This is a genomic window from Streptomyces sp. NPDC050560 (assembly GCF_044457285.1).
In the GTDB taxonomy this organism is placed as follows: domain Bacteria; phylum Actinomycetota; class Actinomycetes; order Streptomycetales; family Streptomycetaceae; genus Streptomyces.
In genome coordinates this window covers 872,318-888,325 of the sequence record NZ_JBITGT010000001.1, presented here as the reverse complement: position 1 = coordinate 888,325, position 16,008 = coordinate 872,318, and the positions used below count along the sequence as shown (strand labels likewise).

Sequence of the window (16,008 nt, the reverse complement as noted above, 5' to 3'; positions counted from 1 at the left end):
GGGCACGACCCCCGAAAGAGGGATTGACGACAAGTGCTCGACGTCAACTTCTTCGACGAGCTGCGCATCGGCCTTGCCACCGCTGACGACATCCGCCAGTGGTCACACGGCGAGGTCAAGAAGCCAGAAACCATCAACTACCGCACCCTCAAGCCCGAGAAGGACGGCCTCTTCTGCGAGAAGATCTTCGGCCCCACCCGGGACTGGGAGTGCTACTGCGGCAAGTACAAGCGCGTCCGCTTCAAGGGCATCATCTGTGAGCGCTGCGGCGTCGAGGTCACTCGCGCCAAGGTGCGCCGTGAGCGGATGGGCCACATCGAACTGGCCGCGCCCGTCACCCACATCTGGTACTTCAAGGGCGTCCCGTCCCGCCTTGGCTACCTGCTGGACCTCGCCCCGAAGGACCTGGAGAAGGTCATCTACTTCGCCGCGTACATGATCACGTACGTGGACGAGGAGCGCCGCACCCGCGACCTGCCGTCCCTGGAGGCCCATGTCTCCGTGGAGCGCCAGCAGGTCGAGCAGCGCCGCGACGCCGACCTGGAGGCCCGCGCCAAGAAGCTTGAGACCGACCTGGCCGAGCTTGAGGCCGAGGGCGCCAAGGCCGACGTGCGCCGCAAGGTCCGCGAGGGCGCCGAGCGCGAGATGAAGCAGCTCCGCGACCGCGCCCAGCGCGAGATCGACCGGCTCGACGAGGTGTGGAACAGGTTCAAGAACCTCAAGGTCCAGGACCTGGAGGGCGACGAGCTGCTCTACCGCGAGCTGCGGGACCGCTTCGGCACCTACTTCGACGGCTCGATGGGCGCCGCCGCGCTCCAGAAGCGCCTGGAGTCCTTCGACCTCGACGAGGAGGCCGAGAAGCTCCGCGAGATCATCCGTACCGGCAAGGGCCAGAAGAAGACCCGCGCGCTCAAGCGCCTCAAGGTCGTCTCCGCGTTCCTCCAGACCAGCAACAGCCCCAAGGGCATGGTGCTGGACTGCGTCCCGGTGATCCCGCCGGACCTGCGCCCCATGGTGCAGCTCGACGGCGGCCGCTTCGCGACCTCCGACCTGAACGACCTGTACCGCCGCGTCATCAACCGCAACAACCGCCTGAAGCGGCTTCTCGACCTCGGCGCGCCCGAGATCATCGTGAACAACGAGAAGCGCATGCTCCAGGAGGCCGTGGACGCGCTCTTCGACAACGGCCGCCGCGGCCGCCCGGTCACGGGCCCCGGCAACCGCCCGCTGAAGTCGCTGTCCGACATGCTCAAGGGCAAGCAGGGCCGGTTCCGCCAGAACCTGCTCGGCAAGCGCGTCGACTACTCGGCCCGCTCCGTGATCGTCGTCGGCCCGCAGCTCAAGCTGCACCAGTGCGGTCTGCCCAAGGCGATGGCGCTCGAACTGTTCAAGCCGTTCGTGATGAAGCGCCTGGTGGACCTCAACCACGCGCAGAACATCAAGTCCGCCAAGCGCATGGTCGAGCGCGGCCGCACGGTCGTGTACGACGTCCTGGAAGAGGTCATCGCGGAGCACCCGGTGCTGCTCAACCGCGCGCCGACCCTGCACCGCCTCGGCATCCAGGCGTTCGAGCCGCAGCTCGTCGAGGGCAAGGCCATCCAGATCCACCCGCTCGTGTGCACCGCGTTCAACGCGGACTTCGACGGTGACCAGATGGCCGTGCACCTGCCGCTGTCCGCGGAGGCGCAGGCCGAGGCCCGCATCCTGATGCTGTCCTCGAACAACATCCTCAAGCCGGCCGACGGCCGTCCTGTGACGATGCCGACCCAGGACATGGTGCTGGGCCTGTTCTTCCTCACCACCGACGGCGGCGAGCGCGACCTCAAGGGCGAGGAGCGTCCCTTCGCGTCCGTCGCCGAGGCGATCATGGCGTTCGACGCGGGCGACCTGTCGCTCCAGTCGAAGGTCGACATCCGCTTCCCGGTGGGCACCATCCCGCCGCGCGGCTGGACGCCCCAGGTGCCCGAGGACGCCGAGTCGTACACCGCCGAGGTGGGCGCGGCCGAGTGGCAGCCCGGCGACCCGTTCCGGCTGAAGACGACCCTGGGCCGCGCGCTCTTCAACGAACTGCTGCCCGAGGACTACCCGTTCGTCGACTACGAGGTCGGCAAGAAGCAGCTCTCCGAGATCGTCAACGACCTCGCCGAGCGCTACCCGAAGGTCATCGTGGCGGCCACGCTCGACAACCTGAAGGCGGCCGGCTTCTTCTGGGCCACCCGCTCCGGCGTCACCGTCGCCATCTCGGACGTCGTCGTCCCCGAGGCGAAGAAGGAGATCGTCCGGGGTTACGAGGCCCAGGACGAGAAGGTCCAGAAGCAGTACGAGCGCGGTCTCATCACCAAGGACGAGCGCACCCAGGAACTCATCGCGATCTGGACGAAGGCGACCAACGAGGTCGCCGAGGCCATGAACGCGAACTTCCCGAAGACCAACCCGATCTTCATGATGGTCAACTCGGGTGCGCGCGGAAACATGATGCAGATGCGGCAGATCGCCGGTATGCGCGGTCTGGTGTCCAACGCCAAGAACGAGACCATCCCGCGTCCCATCAAGGCGTCGTTCCGCGAGGGCCTGTCCGTGCTGGAGTACTTCATCTCCACCCACGGCGCCCGTAAGGGCCTCGCCGACACCGCGCTGCGCACCGCCGACTCCGGCTACCTCACCCGGCGCCTCGTGGACGTCTCCCAGGACGTCATCATCCGCGAGGAGGACTGCGGCACCGACCGCGGCCTGCGCCTGGCGATCGCCGAGCGCGGCGCCGACGGCGTCCTGCGCAAGGCGGACAACGTCGAGACCAGCGTGTACGCGCGCGCCCTCGCCGAGGACATCGTCGCGGACGGCAAGGTGCTGGCCCCGGCCAACACCGACCTGGGCGACGTGCTCATCGACGAGCTGGTGCGGCACGGCATCGAGGAGGTCAAGACCCGCTCGGTGCTGACCTGCGAGTCCGCCGTCGGCACCTGCGCCATGTGCTACGGGCGTTCGCTGGCCACCGGCAAGCTGGTGGACATCGGCGAGGCCGTCGGCATCATCGCCGCGCAGTCCATCGGCGAGCCCGGCACCCAGCTCACGATGCGCACCTTCCACACCGGCGGTGTGGCGGGTGACGACATCACGCAGGGTCTGCCGCGTGTCGTCGAGCTGTTCGAGGCCCGTACCCCGAAGGGCGTCGCCCCGATCTCCGAGGCGTCGGGACGGGTGCGGATCGAGGAGACCGAGAAGACCAAGAAGATCATCGTCACCCCGGACGACGGCAGCGACGAGACGGCGTACCCGATCTCGAAGCGCGCCAGGCTCCTGGCCCAGGAGGGCGGCCGGGTCGAGGTGGGCGAGAAGCTCACCGTGGGTGCCACCAACCCGCACGACGTGCTGCGCATCCTCGGCCAGCGCGCGGTGCAGGTGCACCTGGTCGGCGAGGTCCAGAAGGTCTACAACTCGCAGGGCGTGTCGATCCACGACAAGCACATCGAGATCATCATCCGGCAGATGCTGCGCCGGGTGACGATCATCGAGTCCGGCGACGCGGAGCTGCTGCCCGGCGAGCTGGTCGAGCGCTCGAAGTTCGAGACCGAGAACCGCCGCGTGGTCCAGGAGGGCGGTCACCCGGCCTCCGGGCGCCCGCAGCTCATGGGCATCACGAAGGCGTCGCTTGCCACCGAGTCGTGGCTGTCGGCGGCGTCGTTCCAGGAGACGACGAGGGTCCTCACGGATGCGGCGATCAACGCCAAGTCCGACTCCCTCATCGGCCTCAAGGAGAACGTGATCATCGGCAAGCTCATCCCGGCAGGAACGGGCCTGTCCCGCTACCGCAACATCCGGGTGGAGCCCACCGAGGAGGCGAAGGCCGCGATGTACTCGGCCGTCGGCTACGACGACATCGACTACTCGCCCTTCGGCACCGGCTCGGGCCAGGCGGTACCGCTGGAGGACTACGACTACGGGCCTTACAACCAGTAGTCCGCGCCACCGGGTCAATACCGGCGTCACCACGGGGCGGCCGCTCCCTTCGGGGGGTGGCCGCCCCGCGGCGTTCCACGGGCCCGCTCAGCGCCCCTTCTCCAGCAGCGGGATGAGCCGGTGCATGCGCGCGTACGGCTCGGGGTGGGTGGCGAGCAGGGCGGCCAGGCGCTTGCGCCGCACCGGGCCCCCCGCCTGCCGCGCCGCGATCAGCCGCTCCTGCTCCTCGGCGGTGTGGAACCGGCGCAGCACCGTCAGCAGCGGCGCGCCGAAGCCCAGCGCCGCGGCCTGCCGGTCGGCCCGCAGCTCGGCGCGGCGGCTCACATACGCCAGCAGGTACGGCAGCACAAGGAAGAACAGCGGGAGCCCGTACAGGGTGCCCACGCTGACCACCGCCACCAGCGCGAACCCGCCGTACACGGCGAGCACCCCGACCGCGCCGAAGCACGACGACACCCGCAGCCAGAACCGCACCCAGGCGAGCCACACCCGGAAGACGATCCTGCCCGGCAGCGCGTACCAGATGCCGAGGAGCGACGACCAGGCGTGGCCGCCGACATGGTGGCCGAGTTCGTGCGCGAGCACCGCGGCCAGCTCCTCCGCGGGCAGCTCCTCAAGCGCGAAGCGGGTCACGGCCACCACATGCCCGGCCGCCGCAAGCGCGTTCAGCTCACGCGACTCCTGCACCCACAGCTCGTACCGGGACGCGTCGGCCCCGGCGCGCGCGGTGACCTCGCGCCAGACGGGCGCCATCCGGTCGCGCTCGTCGGGCGCGGGGCGGCGCAGCTTCAGCACCCGGTGCGCGAAGACGCGCTCCACGCGCCGGTTGAAGACCAGCGCGCCGCTCAGCAGCCAGGCCAGCGGCAGGAACTGCCCCGCCGTGCCGAACGGCAGCGCGACCACCTCCATCACGAGGAGGCTGCACACGAAGTTGGGCATGTGCAGCAGCAGGTTGCCGACGGCGGCGAGGTCGGTGCGCCGCTGCCGCCTGGTGATGTGGACGCGGCCCGCCGCCGCGCCGCCCGGCTCCGGCGCCTGCCGCGGTGGCGGCCCGGGCGGCCGGGAGCCCGGAGTGTGGGCGACGGGAGGCGGCAGCGGCCGCTGCACGGGAGCGCCGGGCGGCGCCTGCGGCAGGGGCGGCGCGGGCGGCGCGGTGGCGGCAGCGGGGGCCGGTGCCGCCGCTGCCGGTTCCACGGGCGCGGGGCGGTCGGGGTAGGAGGGCGGGGCCGGGTACGAGGGCGGTCGTGGGGCGCTCGGGTAGCCGGGCGGCTGCCCGGGTGCGGTCGGTTCCTGCGGCTGGGGCATGGGTGTTCTTCCCTTCTGGGTGCGGCGTGGGGGGTGCGGTGTGCGGGGCGGGCGGCCGCGGCTGAGGCGGCGGTCAGTTCAGGAGCAGGGCGAGCGGGAGCAGCACCGCGGCAGCGCACAGGGCGAGCAGCCCCCGGTGTATCCACTGGTGCTTGCGCAGGGCGATCCGGCTGTTCTCGGTGAGCGCGGTCACCAGGCCCGCGACCGGTTCGCGTTCCGTCGCGGCGAGCGCGTCGGCCAGCCGCCCCTCGCGGGCGGCCTGCCGGACGTCGCCGAAGTACGTGAGCGGGGCGCCGGGGCGCCACACGGGGCCGCGGTAGCGGGGCAGCACCGCGAGCATCAGGCAGGTGATCGAGACCGCGAGCGCGGCGAGCCCCGTCCACCAGAGTGGGGCCGCGGCCCCGGCGAACCGGCCGGGCGGCGGCTCACGGTCGCCGAGGGTGCCGCCGCCGAGCGCCCCGGCTCCCGAGCCGAGCACGGCGACCAGGATCGACGCCTTGGTGTCGGCGCGGGCGATGTCCGTACGCAGGTCCCGCAGCAGCCGTTCCGCGGTGCGCACGCCCGCGGTGCCCTGGGCGCCCGCGGCGGTCATGGCGCGCCGTCCGGCTCCGCGGGTGGCGCGGTCCCGGTGCCGGGGGCCAGCGGGGAGGCGCCGTATCCGGGCGGCGGCTGCCAGTCGGCGGGCGGCGCCGGCGGGTCGGCAGGGGGGAGCGCGGTGCCGTGGGGGACCCCGGGCAGGCGCTGGGTGAGGATGTCGCTGACGGTGCGCAGGGCGAGCCGCTTGGGCTCGGCGAGTTCGTGGTCCTCGGCGCTCTCGCCGCCGAGGAGTTCGCGTACGAGCTGCATCTGGGACTGGATCAACTGGAGCTGGTCGGCCCGCAGGCTCTCCATCACGAGCCGGGAGTCCTCCGGGTGCTCCGCGAGGTGCAGCGCCCAGCCGTGCACCCCGCCCTGCTCCAGGTACCACTGGTAGAACGCGATCTTCTCGGCCTCCCAGGCCCGCAGTTCTGCCTCGTACCCGGCCTGCCGCAGGGCGCGAGCGTGGTCGCGGGCGTCCTGGTCCCTGGTGCGGTCGGCCACCGCGGCGTCGTGCTCGCCGCCGCGGTGGGTCTCGCGGATGCGCTCGGCCGCGGTGTGGTCGATCGCCCGGAGCCGCAGTTGGTGGTCGATGTTGTCCTGGTCCCTGCGCAGCCGCAGGGTGAGCCGGGCGCGCAGCCCCGCGGCCGTGCCCAGCGGCCCGTATCCGGCCAGCGCCCGGGCGAGCGCGGCCTCCGCGCCCGCGCTCGCCGCGATCGGGTACTGCCGGGCCAGCGGGCGCGCCATGAGCTGTAGCTCCGCGAGCAGCAGCCCCGGTACGTCGCGCTGCCCGCTGCCGACGAACAGGGCGGGGTCCACCACCTGCCAGGACAGGTCGAGGTCCGCGTCGAACTCGAACGCGTCGTTGTCGCTCGGCAGCCGCAGCGACGTGTGCACCGGGTGGACCCCGGTGTCGACCTCGTACACGGCCGTGAAGCGGCGGGCCGCGACGGTGGCCCTGCCGGGGCGGCGCGGCGGCAGATAGGCGACGTGGGCCCCGCCCGGGGTGGCGAACACCAGGGCGTGGTCGATACGGCTGTGGGACCTGCGGGTGAACTCGAAGGCGCCGAGCTGTCTGATGCTGACGACCGGGTCGGTCAGCTCGCTGCCCCGGTCGGCCCCCTGGTCCCACTCGGGCGGGGGGACGGGCCGGGGCCCGGGGGCGCGGGCGTGGAATTCCGACATGGCTCCTCGTCTCCTTCTCCGGTTTTTCTTGCTTCTCTTGCTTCTCTGGTCTCTCCGGCGGGCTGTTGCGGCGCGGGCCGCCGGCGGGGCGCGGCGAGGACGGTGCGCAGCCGGGCCGCGGCCGCGGGCGGGGCCCCGCCGCCCGCGCCGGGTACGGAGCCGAGCAGGTGGTCGAGGCGCCGCCGTTCCTCCGCGGTGGTGACGAGGGAGGGCAGCAGCGCGGCGAGCGCCCACTCGGTGTCCCGTGAGCCGTCGGCGGCGTACACCCAGCGCCGCAGCGCGTCGAGGGCGCGGCGGCGGTGGGCCGGGTCGTCGAGGGCGGCCCGCCACAGCGCGGTGACGGGGGCGCGCACGGCGGCCGAGCGCGCGTACCGGTGCAGGACCGGGGGTGTCGGGCCCTCGTCCTGGGGGTGCTCGCAGGCGAGCAGGAAGCCGCCGAGGGCGGCGGCGCGCACCGCGGGGTCGGGGTCGCGCAGGTCGGCCGCCAGCTCCGCGGCGACCTGCGCGCACGCCGGGGACAGGAGCAGCAGCGCCACCGCCTCCGCGAGCGCCGTGGCGAGGGCGCCGGGAGCGCCGTCGGCGCCGTCGGGCCGCGGGTGGGCGCGGGCCGCCCCGCGCAGCGCGGTGAGGGCCGGGCCCGGGTGTTCGGGGCCGAGGAGGCAGAGCGCGCGGATCGCGCTCCAGCAGCGGGCCTCGGCGGCGGCGGGGTTCTCGGGGGCGCCGCCGCACCAGTCGTCGAGGACGCGGAGCACGTTCGGGGCGCCGATGCGGTGGGCGAGGGTCAGCGCGGTGGCGGCGACGGTGCGGTGCCGGTAGCGGCGGGAGTCGGCCAGCCTCCCGATGACGAGTGCCATCGCGGAGGGCAGGTCGTGCAGGGCGAACACGGCCGCGGTCGCCGCGGCCCGGGTGCGGACCAACGGGCGTGCGTCGTCGGCGAGTTCGAGGAGCCAGCGGACCAGTGCGGGCCGGGCGGAGGGGTGGGAGGTCCACACCTCGCGCAGCAGGACGGGGGCGGTGTCCTCGTCGTGGAAGGCGGCGGTGAGCTGGTTCACCGGCCCCCACTCGGTGTCCGCCATCCGCGGGCGCTGGTGGGCGCGGGCGAGGCGCAGCCGCCGCGCGGGGTGGGTGCCGAACACCGGGACCCTGGGCGGCAGGGCCGGGTCCTGGGTGCGCTGGAGCAGCGCGTGCAGCAGGTCCCCGAGTTCGGCGGTGAGCGCGTACGGGGCCCCGTCGAAAGCGGCGAGCGCGACGAGGAACGCCTTCTCCCGCAGCGGCAGCTCCTCCTCGTCGGCGCCGAGCCACTCGGCCACCTGCTCCTGCGCCGCCCGCGCGGGGAACAGGCGCAGCTCCTCCTCGTCGGCCTCGCCCGCCGCGTACCGGGCCAGCAGCCCGGCGAAGGCGGCCAGTTCCCGCGGCTGCCGGGCGCCCGTGAGCAGCCCGGCCGCGGTGGGGTGGGCCAGCAGCCGCGCGACGGCGGCGGCGTCGGCGCCCGCCGCGCCGAGGTGGGCCGCGAGCACGTCGCGCGGCGGCGGCGGTGCCCAGCGGGCGACGGCCACGTCGCCGAGCCGGGGGGCGGCGTCCGCGGTGACGACGAGGTAGGCGTGGTGCGCGGCCAGCGCCTCGCGCGCGGCGAGCAGCGGCGCCTCGCCCAAAGCCCGGTCGGCCCCCGCGCCCGGCGCGGGATCGCAGAGCAGCAGCCCGCGCGGGGTGTCCCCGTCCCCGTCGGCCTTCGCGGCGCACCGCGCGGCCAGTTCGTCCTGCGGGGTGTCGGGGGCGAGCACCCGCAGCGGGGCGGCGCCCAGCCGGCGCAGCAGCATCAGGGCGGCGGTGCGGCGTCCGGAGTGCGCGGGGCCCGTCAGGACGAGGACGCGCTCGGTGCGCAGCCGCTCCACCAGGTCGCGGAAGGCGGGCTCGGGGGCCGCGAACGACGCGGCGAGCCCGGCGACCGCGGCCGCGGGCACCTCGCCCGCGGCGCGGGCCGGGGAGCCGGGGACGGTGTAGTGGATCTCGGTGGTGCCGCCGAAGAAGACGTCGCGTGCGTCGCCGCCGACGCCCTGGAAGTCCCCGCCGACCATGCTGCCGTCGAAGGAGGCGCGGTGTCCGACGCGCATGCTCGTCGGGGCGTGGCTGCGCAGGTCGCGCCGGGCCGACCAGGCGTCCTGGGGCCGGTCGGGCTCCTCGGCCGCCTCGTCGGGCGGCGGCTCGTCGGGCGGTGCGTGGTCCGCGTGCGGCGAGGCGGGTGCGGGGGTGCTCACTCCGGCTCCCCCGTGCCGTCGTCGGAGGGCGAGGGCACGGGGCCGCGTGCGTCGCCGCCGACGCCCCTGAGGTCACGTCCGACCATGCTGCCGCCGAACCTGGCACGGTCGCCGACGGTCATCACCGTGCCCGCGGGCGCCTGCCCGTCCGCGCTCGCGCGGCCCCCGTCCGCCCCGTCCCGGGCCCGGCCGTCCTGCTCCCGCGCGCCGCCCTCCGCCGCGGGCGCCGGGGCGGGTTCCGGGGTGGATGCCGGGGTGTCCTGCGGCGGTGCGCCGTACAGCCAGGCGGCGAGCGGGCCGTTCTTGCTCGGCACCGTCATCGGGTGGAACGCGGTCGTCGGGATGCCGGGGTGGCCGTGGCGGACGACGCCGCTGTGCACCTCGGCGGAGACACAGAGCGCGAAGTCGTCGGCGCGCGCGGCGAGTGCGGCCCGCAGCGGGTCGGCGTCGAGGAGCCGGCAGGCGAGGTTCAGATCGCTGCCGACCCAGCCGTCGTAGGGGTCGACGGCGACCTGTCCGACGGCGACGACGCCGCGCAGCCGCATCCGCGCGGTGGCCGACGCCATCCGGTTCACGGCGTGCAGCCGCGCCGGGATCTCCACGAGCACCGTGCGCAGCACCCGGGTGAGGGGGATGTTCGCGTCGATGAGGACCATCAGCCCGTCGCCGCGGTCGGCGCGCAGCGCCCCGGTGCCGTCGGCGCCCGTGCTCTCCAGCGTCGGCTCGACGACGTCGTAGAGCATCCGGCGCAGATACGCCTGCTCGACGTCGTCCCGGTGGCTGAACCGTTCGATGTCGAGGAGCAGCATGGTGCGGCTGACGGGGTCGGTCATGGCGGGCCTCCGGTCGTGTGGCGTGCGACCAGGCTGGCCGCGCGCCCGCCGGAGTGGTGAGGGCGGATGTCCCACTCGGAGTGTGACCGTGTGCACAGTTGCCCGGGCCTGGCCCGCGGGCCCCGGTGCTCAGCCCGGCGACAGCGGCTCCGTGCCCGCGATACGGCGCAGCACCTCGGGCCTGGTGATCACCATGCGCCGCCTGCCGGTGCTGACGACCCCGCGCTCGCGCAGGTCCCGCAGGAGCCGCTGCACCATCTCCCGCGAGGCCCCCACCGACCCCGCCAGCTCCTGCTTGCTGAGCGGTATCGACAGCTCGACGCCCTCCGCGGTGTGCTGCCCATGGGTCCTCGCCAGGTCGAGCAGCAGCGCCGCAAGACGCTCCCTGACGCTCATCGAGGCGAACTGGAGCCTGCGCCGGTCGGCGGCCCTCGTACGGTCGGAGGTGAGGCCGAGCAGCGCGAGGGAGGCGCTGGCCGACGAGGCGAGGAAGTCGGTGAAGTCCCGCCGCGGCACGGCGTTGGTGCGCACTTCCTCCAGCGCGGTCACGGTGGCGGCGCGCGGCCGGCCGGTGAACACGGCGGACTCGCCCACGATGTCGCCGGGGCCGCGCAGCGCGAGCAGCGCCTCGTAGCCGTTGCTCGCCGAGGCGGTCACCTTGGTCCAGCCCTGGTGCAGCACGAGCACATGGGACGACGGCTCGTACTGGTGCAGCAGGACGGTGCGGGCGGGGAAGCGCATCGCGGTGCCGAGGCCCATCAGGGCGGTGCGGTCGCCGCCCTCAAGACGGGCGAGGAAGGGCACGCGGTCGTCGAGGCCGGTGTCGCCGGGTTCGCGGCGGGGCTGCCGTCCTGAGGCGGGGCGGTCCGGTATCTGGGCCGATGTCATGACGGTCCCCCGATTCGATGGCGGGCGCTCAAGCTACTGAGTTATGGCCTGAAGTACACGGGAATGAACCGAAACGGAGCGGCCATATCGAGCCATTTCCCCCAGGGGACTCCCCGGCGTCGCCCCCGATCCGCCCGCCGCCCGCCCCGGCCCCGCGTCCGCGCTCGTCCTCGCAGGTCAGAGGGGCGCTCGCCGGGGCGGTTCTGTACGGGCGCCGTGCGGGAGGCGGGACAGAAGCGGGTGCGCGCGGCCGGTGCGCACGCCCTCGGTGCGCGCCCCGGGCGCCGGGCGGGGGCGGCCCGCTCCCGGGGGAGGAATCCGGGCTGCTCGGGCGGGGCCCGGTTTCATTTTGACCGAAGGGGGCGCGCCGGTTACGCTCAGACCTTGTGCCTGGGGTGTGCCCTGGCCCCCGTGTGTGCCTCGAAACGGCCCTTCCGTGGTCATGTGCCACGCGCGGGGAGTCCGAGACGGCCACCGTGACTCCGTGCTTGAACCGCCTTCGCGGGGGCCGTGCGGAGTCCGACACACCCGACCTCGTGGGTCGGAGAAGTTCCAGGTTAGCTTTACTACTCGGCACAGAGAAACCGGAGAAGTAGTGCCTACGATCCAGCAGCTTGTCCGCAAGGGCAGGCAGGACAAGGTCGAGAAGAACAAGACGCCCGCACTGGAGGGTTCCCCCCAGCGGCGCGGCGTCTGCACGCGTGTGTTCACGACCACCCCGAAGAAGCCGAACTCCGCTCTGCGGAAGGTCGCACGTGTGCGTCTGACCTCGGGCATCGAGGTCACGGCCTACATTCCGGGTGAGGGACACAACTTGCAGGAGCACTCCATCGTGCTCGTGCGCGGCGGCCGTGTGAAGGACCTGCCGGGTGTTCGCTACAAGATCATCCGTGGCTCGCTCGACACCCAGGGTGTCAAGAACCGCAAGCAGGCCCGCAGCCGTTACGGCGCCAAGAAGGAGAAGTAAGACATGCCTCGTAAGGGCCCTGCCCCGAAGCGCCCGGTCATCATCGACCCGGTCTACAGCTCTCCTCTGGTGACCTCCCTGATCAACAAGGTGCTGCTGAACGGCAAGCGCTCCACCGCCGAGCGCATCGTCTACGGCGCCATGGAGGGGCTGCGCGAGAAGACCGGCAACGACCCGGTCATCACCCTCAAGCGCGCCCTGGAGAACATCAAGCCCACCCTTGAGGTGAAGTCCCGCCGCGTCGGCGGTGCCACCTACCAGGTCCCGGTCGAGGTGAAGCCGGGCCGTGCCAACACGCTCGCGCTGCGCTGGCTGGTCGGCTACTCCCGTGCCCGCCGCGAGAAGACCATGACCGAGCGGCTGCTCAACGAGCTGCTCGACGCCTCCAACGGCCTCGGCGCGGCCGTGAAGAAGCGCGAGGACACGCACAAGATGGCCGAGTCCAACAAGGCGTTCGCGCACTACCGCTGGTAGTCGCTTCCCCATCGAGAACCGAGAGAAGACTGAAGCCTCATGGCTACCACTTCACTTGACCTGGCCAGGGTCCGCAACATCGGGATCATGGCCCACATCGACGCGGGCAAGACGACGACCACCGAGCGGATTCTGTACTACACCGGCGTCTCGTACAAGATCGGTGAGGTCCATGACGGCGCAGCCACCATGGACTGGATGGAGCAGGAGCAGGAGCGTGGCATCACGATCACCTCTGCTGCCACCACCTGTCACTGGCCTCTTGAGGACGTCGACCACACCATCAACATCATCGACACCCCGGGCCACGTCGACTTCACGGTCGAGGTGGAGCGCTCGCTGCGCGTCCTCGACGGTGCCGTCACGGTGTTCGACGGCGTAGCCGGTGTCGAGCCGCAGTCCGAGACCGTGTGGCGTCAGGCGGACCGCTACGGCGTGCCGCGTATCTGCTTCGTCAACAAGCTCGACCGCACCGGCGCCGAGTTCCACCGCTGTGTCGACATGATCGTCGACAGGCTGGGCGCCACCCCGCTGGTCATGCAGCTCCCGATCGGCGCCGAGGCCGACTTCAAGGGCGTCGTGGACCTGGTCCGCATGAAGGCGCTCGTGTGGTCGGCCGAGACCGCGCTCGGTGAGGCGTACGACGTCATCGAGATCCCCGACACCCACAAGGAAGCCGCCGACGAGTGGCGCGGCAAGCTCCTTGAGGCCGTCGCGGAGAACGACGACGCGATGATGGAGCTGTACCTGGAGGGCGAGGAGCCCTCCGAGGAGCAGCTCTACGAGGCGATCCGCCGCGTGACCATCAACTCCGGCAAGGGCGATGGCACCACCGTCACCCCGGTCTTCTGCGGCACCGCGTTCAAGAACAAGGGCGTGCAGCCCCTGCTCGACGCGGTGGTGCGCTACCTGCCCTCGCCCCTCGACATCGAGGCGATCGAGGGCCAGGCCGTGGGCAACCCGGACGAGGTCATCAAGCGCCGCCCCTCCGAGGAGGAGCCGCTCTCCGCCCTCGCCTTCAAGATCGCGAGCGACCCGCACCTGGGCAAGCTCACGTTCGTACGGGTCTACTCGGGCCGCCTGAACGCGGGCTCGCAGGTGCAGAACTCGGTGAAGGGCAAGAAGGAGCGCATCGGCAAGATCTACCGTATGCACGCGAACAAGCGTGAGGAGATCGAGTCGGTGGGCGCCGGTGACATCGTCGCCGTGATGGGTCTCAAGCAGACCACCACCGGTGAGACGCTGTCCGACCCGGCGAACCCGGTGATCCTGGAGTCCATGGACTTCCCGGCCCCCGTCATCGAGGTGGCGATCGAGCCGAAGTCCAAGGGCGACCAGGAGAAGCTGGGCGTGGCCATCCAGCGCCTCGCCGAGGAGGACCCGTCCTTCCGCGTCAAGACCGACGAGGAGACCGGCCAGACCATCATCTCCGGCATGGGCGAGCTGCACCTCGACGTGCTGGTCGACCGCATGCGCCGCGAGTTCAAGGTCGAGGCCAACGTCGGCAAGCCGCAGGTGGCGTACCGCGAGACGCTGCGCAAGGCGGTCGAGCGGCTCGACTACACGCACAAGAAGCAGACCGGTGGCTCCGGTCAGTTCGCCAAGGTCCAGATCGCGATCGAGCCCCTTGAGGGCGACGGTTACGAGTTCGAGAACAAGGTGACCGGTGGCCGCATCCCCCGGGAGTACATCCCCTCGGTGGACGCCGGCTGCCAGGAGGCCATGGAGTTCGGCGTGCTCGCCGGCTACCCGCTCACGGGTGTCCGGGTGATCCTCCTCGACGGTGCCTACCACGAGGTCGACTCCTCCGAGATGGCCTTCAAGATCGCCGGTTCGATGGCCTTCAAGGAGGCCGCCCGCAAGGCCAGCCCGGCCCTGCTCGAACCGATGATGAAGGTCGAGGTGACGACGCCCGAGGACTACATGGGCGACGTCATCGGCGACATCAACTCCCGCCGCGGTCAGATCCAGTCCATGGAGGACCGCCACGGGGCCAAGCTGGTCACGGGTCTGGTGCCGCTCTCGGAGATGTTCGGCTACGTCGGCGACCTCCGCAGCAAGACATCGGGTCGCGCCAGCTACTCGATGCAGTTCGACTCCTACGCCGAGGTTCCGCGGAACGTCGCCGAGGAGATCATCGCGAAGGCCAAGGGCGAATAAGTCCGCGGGTGAAAGACAGGCAGAACGTACCCGCGTCAACGCCTTAGGCTTGACTCCGGAGCCTACCGGGGCATTCCACCGCGAACCTGGCGGAATGCCCCGGACTCCGGGATTCCCAGCAAAGATCACCTGGCGCCGATGAGTAAGGCGTACAGAACCACTCCACAGGAGGACCCCAGTGGCGAAGGCGAAGTTCGAGCGGACTAAGCCGCACGTCAACATCGGCACCATCGGTCACATCGACCACGGTAAGACGACCCTCACGGCCGCCATTACCAAGGTGCTGCACGACGCGTACCCGGACCTGAACGAGGCTTCGGCCTTCGACCAGATCGACAAGGCCCCTGAAGAGCGCCAGCGCGGTATCACCATCTCCATCGCGCACGTCGAGTACCAGACCGAGACGCGTCACTACGCCCACGTCGACTGCCCCGGTCACGCGGACTACATCAAGAACATGATCACCGGTGCCGCCCAGATGGACGGCGCGATCCTGGTGGTCGCCGCGACCGACGGCCCGATGCCGCAGACCAAGGAGCACGTGCTCCTGGCCCGCCAGGTGGGCGTCCCGTACATCGTCGTCGCCCTGAACAAGGCCGACATGGTGGACGACGAGGAGATCCTTGAGCTGGTGGAGCTTGAGGTCCGCGAGCTGCTCACCGAGTACGAGTTCCCGGGCGACGACGTCCCGGTCGTCAAGGTCTCGGCCCTGAAGGCCCTTGAGGGCGACAAGGAGTGGGGTGAGTCCGTCCTCAACCTGATGAAGGCCGTGGACGAGTCCATCCCCGAGCCCGAGCGCGACGTCGACAAGCCGTTCCTGATGCCGATCGAGGACGTCTTCACGATCACCGGTCGTGGCACCGTCGTCACCGGTCGTATCGAGCGCGGCATCCTCAAGGTCAACGAGACCGTGGACATCATCGGCATCAAGCCGGAAAAGACCACCACCACGGTCACCGGCATCGAGATGTTCCGCAAGCTGCTCGACGAGGGCCAGGCCGGTGAGAACGTCGGTCTGCTGCTCCGTGGCGTCAAGCGCGAGGACGTCGAGCGCGGCCAGGTCATCATCAAGCCCGGCTCGGTCACCCCGCACACGGAGTTCGAGGCGCAGGCGTACATCCTGTCGAAGGACGAGGGCGGCCGCCACACCCCGTTCTTCAACAACTACCGCCCGCAGTTCTACTTCCGTACCACGGACGTGACCGGTGTGGTGAACCTCCCCGAGGGCACCGAGATGGTCATGCCGGGCGACAACACCGAGATGCGCGTCGAGCTGATCCAGCCCGTCGCCATGGAGGAGGGCCTGAAGTTCGCCATCCGCGAGGGTGGTCGTACGGTGGGCGCCGGCCAGGTCACCAAGATCATCAAGTAGTACTCACGGGTTCCGGCGGCGGCAACCGTCTCGCCG

At 71.6% G+C, this 16,008-nt stretch carries 11 protein-coding genes; 5 read left to right on the top strand and 6 right to left on the bottom strand.

From position 1 onward, the window contains the following. The first annotated feature begins 33 nt into the window (after positions 1 to 33). Positions 34 to 3,957, top strand: a complete 3,924-nt coding sequence (locus tag ACIBIW_RS03800) for a DNA-directed RNA polymerase subunit beta' (RefSeq protein ID WP_399331533.1) — start codon at positions 34 to 36, stop codon at positions 3,955 to 3,957. Between the two features lie 87 nt (positions 3,958 to 4,044). On the opposite strand, the gene ACIBIW_RS03795 is transcribed toward ACIBIW_RS03800, so the two are convergent. The 6 genes from ACIBIW_RS03795 to ACIBIW_RS03770 form a co-directional block, all read right to left on the bottom strand. Next, the gene (locus ACIBIW_RS03795; protein WP_399331531.1) at positions 4,045 to 5,262 is read right to left on the bottom strand and encodes a M48 family metalloprotease; all 1,218 of its coding nucleotides are present in this window, start codon (positions 5,260 to 5,262) and stop codon (positions 4,045 to 4,047) included. A gap of 73 nt (positions 5,263 to 5,335) precedes the next feature. After that, positions 5,336 to 5,854, bottom strand: coding sequence for a Pycsar system effector family protein (locus ACIBIW_RS03790; protein WP_399331529.1), 519 nt, complete (start codon positions 5,852 to 5,854; stop codon positions 5,336 to 5,338). Then, positions 5,851 to 7,023: a hypothetical protein gene (locus tag ACIBIW_RS03785; RefSeq protein WP_399331527.1), complete on the bottom strand. Its 1,173-nt coding sequence runs from the start codon at positions 7,021 to 7,023 to the stop codon at positions 5,851 to 5,853. The genes ACIBIW_RS03790 and ACIBIW_RS03785 overlap by 4 nt, the downstream gene beginning before the upstream one ends. After that, a complete protein-coding gene (locus tag ACIBIW_RS03780; protein WP_399331525.1) occupies positions 6,936 to 9,278 on the bottom strand; it encodes a hypothetical protein in 2,343 nt (780 codons plus the stop codon). The genes ACIBIW_RS03785 and ACIBIW_RS03780 overlap by 88 nt, the downstream gene beginning before the upstream one ends. After that, on the bottom strand, positions 9,275 to 10,111 hold the full coding sequence (locus ACIBIW_RS03775; RefSeq protein ID WP_399331522.1) for a hypothetical protein: 837 nt from the start codon (positions 10,109 to 10,111) through the stop codon (positions 9,275 to 9,277). The genes ACIBIW_RS03780 and ACIBIW_RS03775 overlap by 4 nt, the downstream gene beginning before the upstream one ends. Positions 10,112 to 10,240: 129 nt before the next feature. Further along, positions 10,241 to 10,999 (bottom strand): Crp/Fnr family transcriptional regulator, encoded by a 759-nt coding sequence (locus ACIBIW_RS03770; RefSeq protein WP_399331520.1) that lies wholly within the window; start codon positions 10,997 to 10,999, stop codon positions 10,241 to 10,243. 595 nt (positions 11,000 to 11,594) lie between these two features. Between ACIBIW_RS03770 and rpsL the strand changes: the two genes are divergently transcribed. The 4 genes from rpsL to tuf all read left to right on the top strand — a co-directional run bounded on the left by rpsL (position 11,595) and on the right by tuf (position 15,972). Then, positions 11,595 to 11,966, top strand: coding sequence for a 30S ribosomal protein S12 (gene rpsL / locus ACIBIW_RS03765; RefSeq protein ID WP_003948652.1), 372 nt, complete (start codon positions 11,595 to 11,597; stop codon positions 11,964 to 11,966). 3 nt (positions 11,967 to 11,969) lie between these two features. Then, positions 11,970 to 12,440 carry a 30S ribosomal protein S7 gene (rpsG, locus tag ACIBIW_RS03760; protein WP_014674364.1) on the top strand — a complete coding sequence of 157 codons (471 nt, stop codon included), beginning with the start codon at positions 11,970 to 11,972 and terminating at the stop codon, positions 12,438 to 12,440. Positions 12,441 to 12,479: 39 nt separating this feature from the next. Continuing rightward, a complete protein-coding gene (fusA, locus tag ACIBIW_RS03755; protein ID WP_399331517.1) occupies positions 12,480 to 14,600 on the top strand; it encodes an elongation factor G in 2,121 nt (706 codons plus the stop codon). Between the two features lie 178 nt (positions 14,601 to 14,778). Continuing rightward, complete coding sequence (gene tuf / locus ACIBIW_RS03750; RefSeq protein WP_399331515.1) at positions 14,779 to 15,972, top strand: elongation factor Tu; 1,194 nt, start codon at positions 14,779 to 14,781, stop codon at positions 15,970 to 15,972. The last annotated feature ends 36 nt before the right edge of the window (positions 15,973 to 16,008 follow it).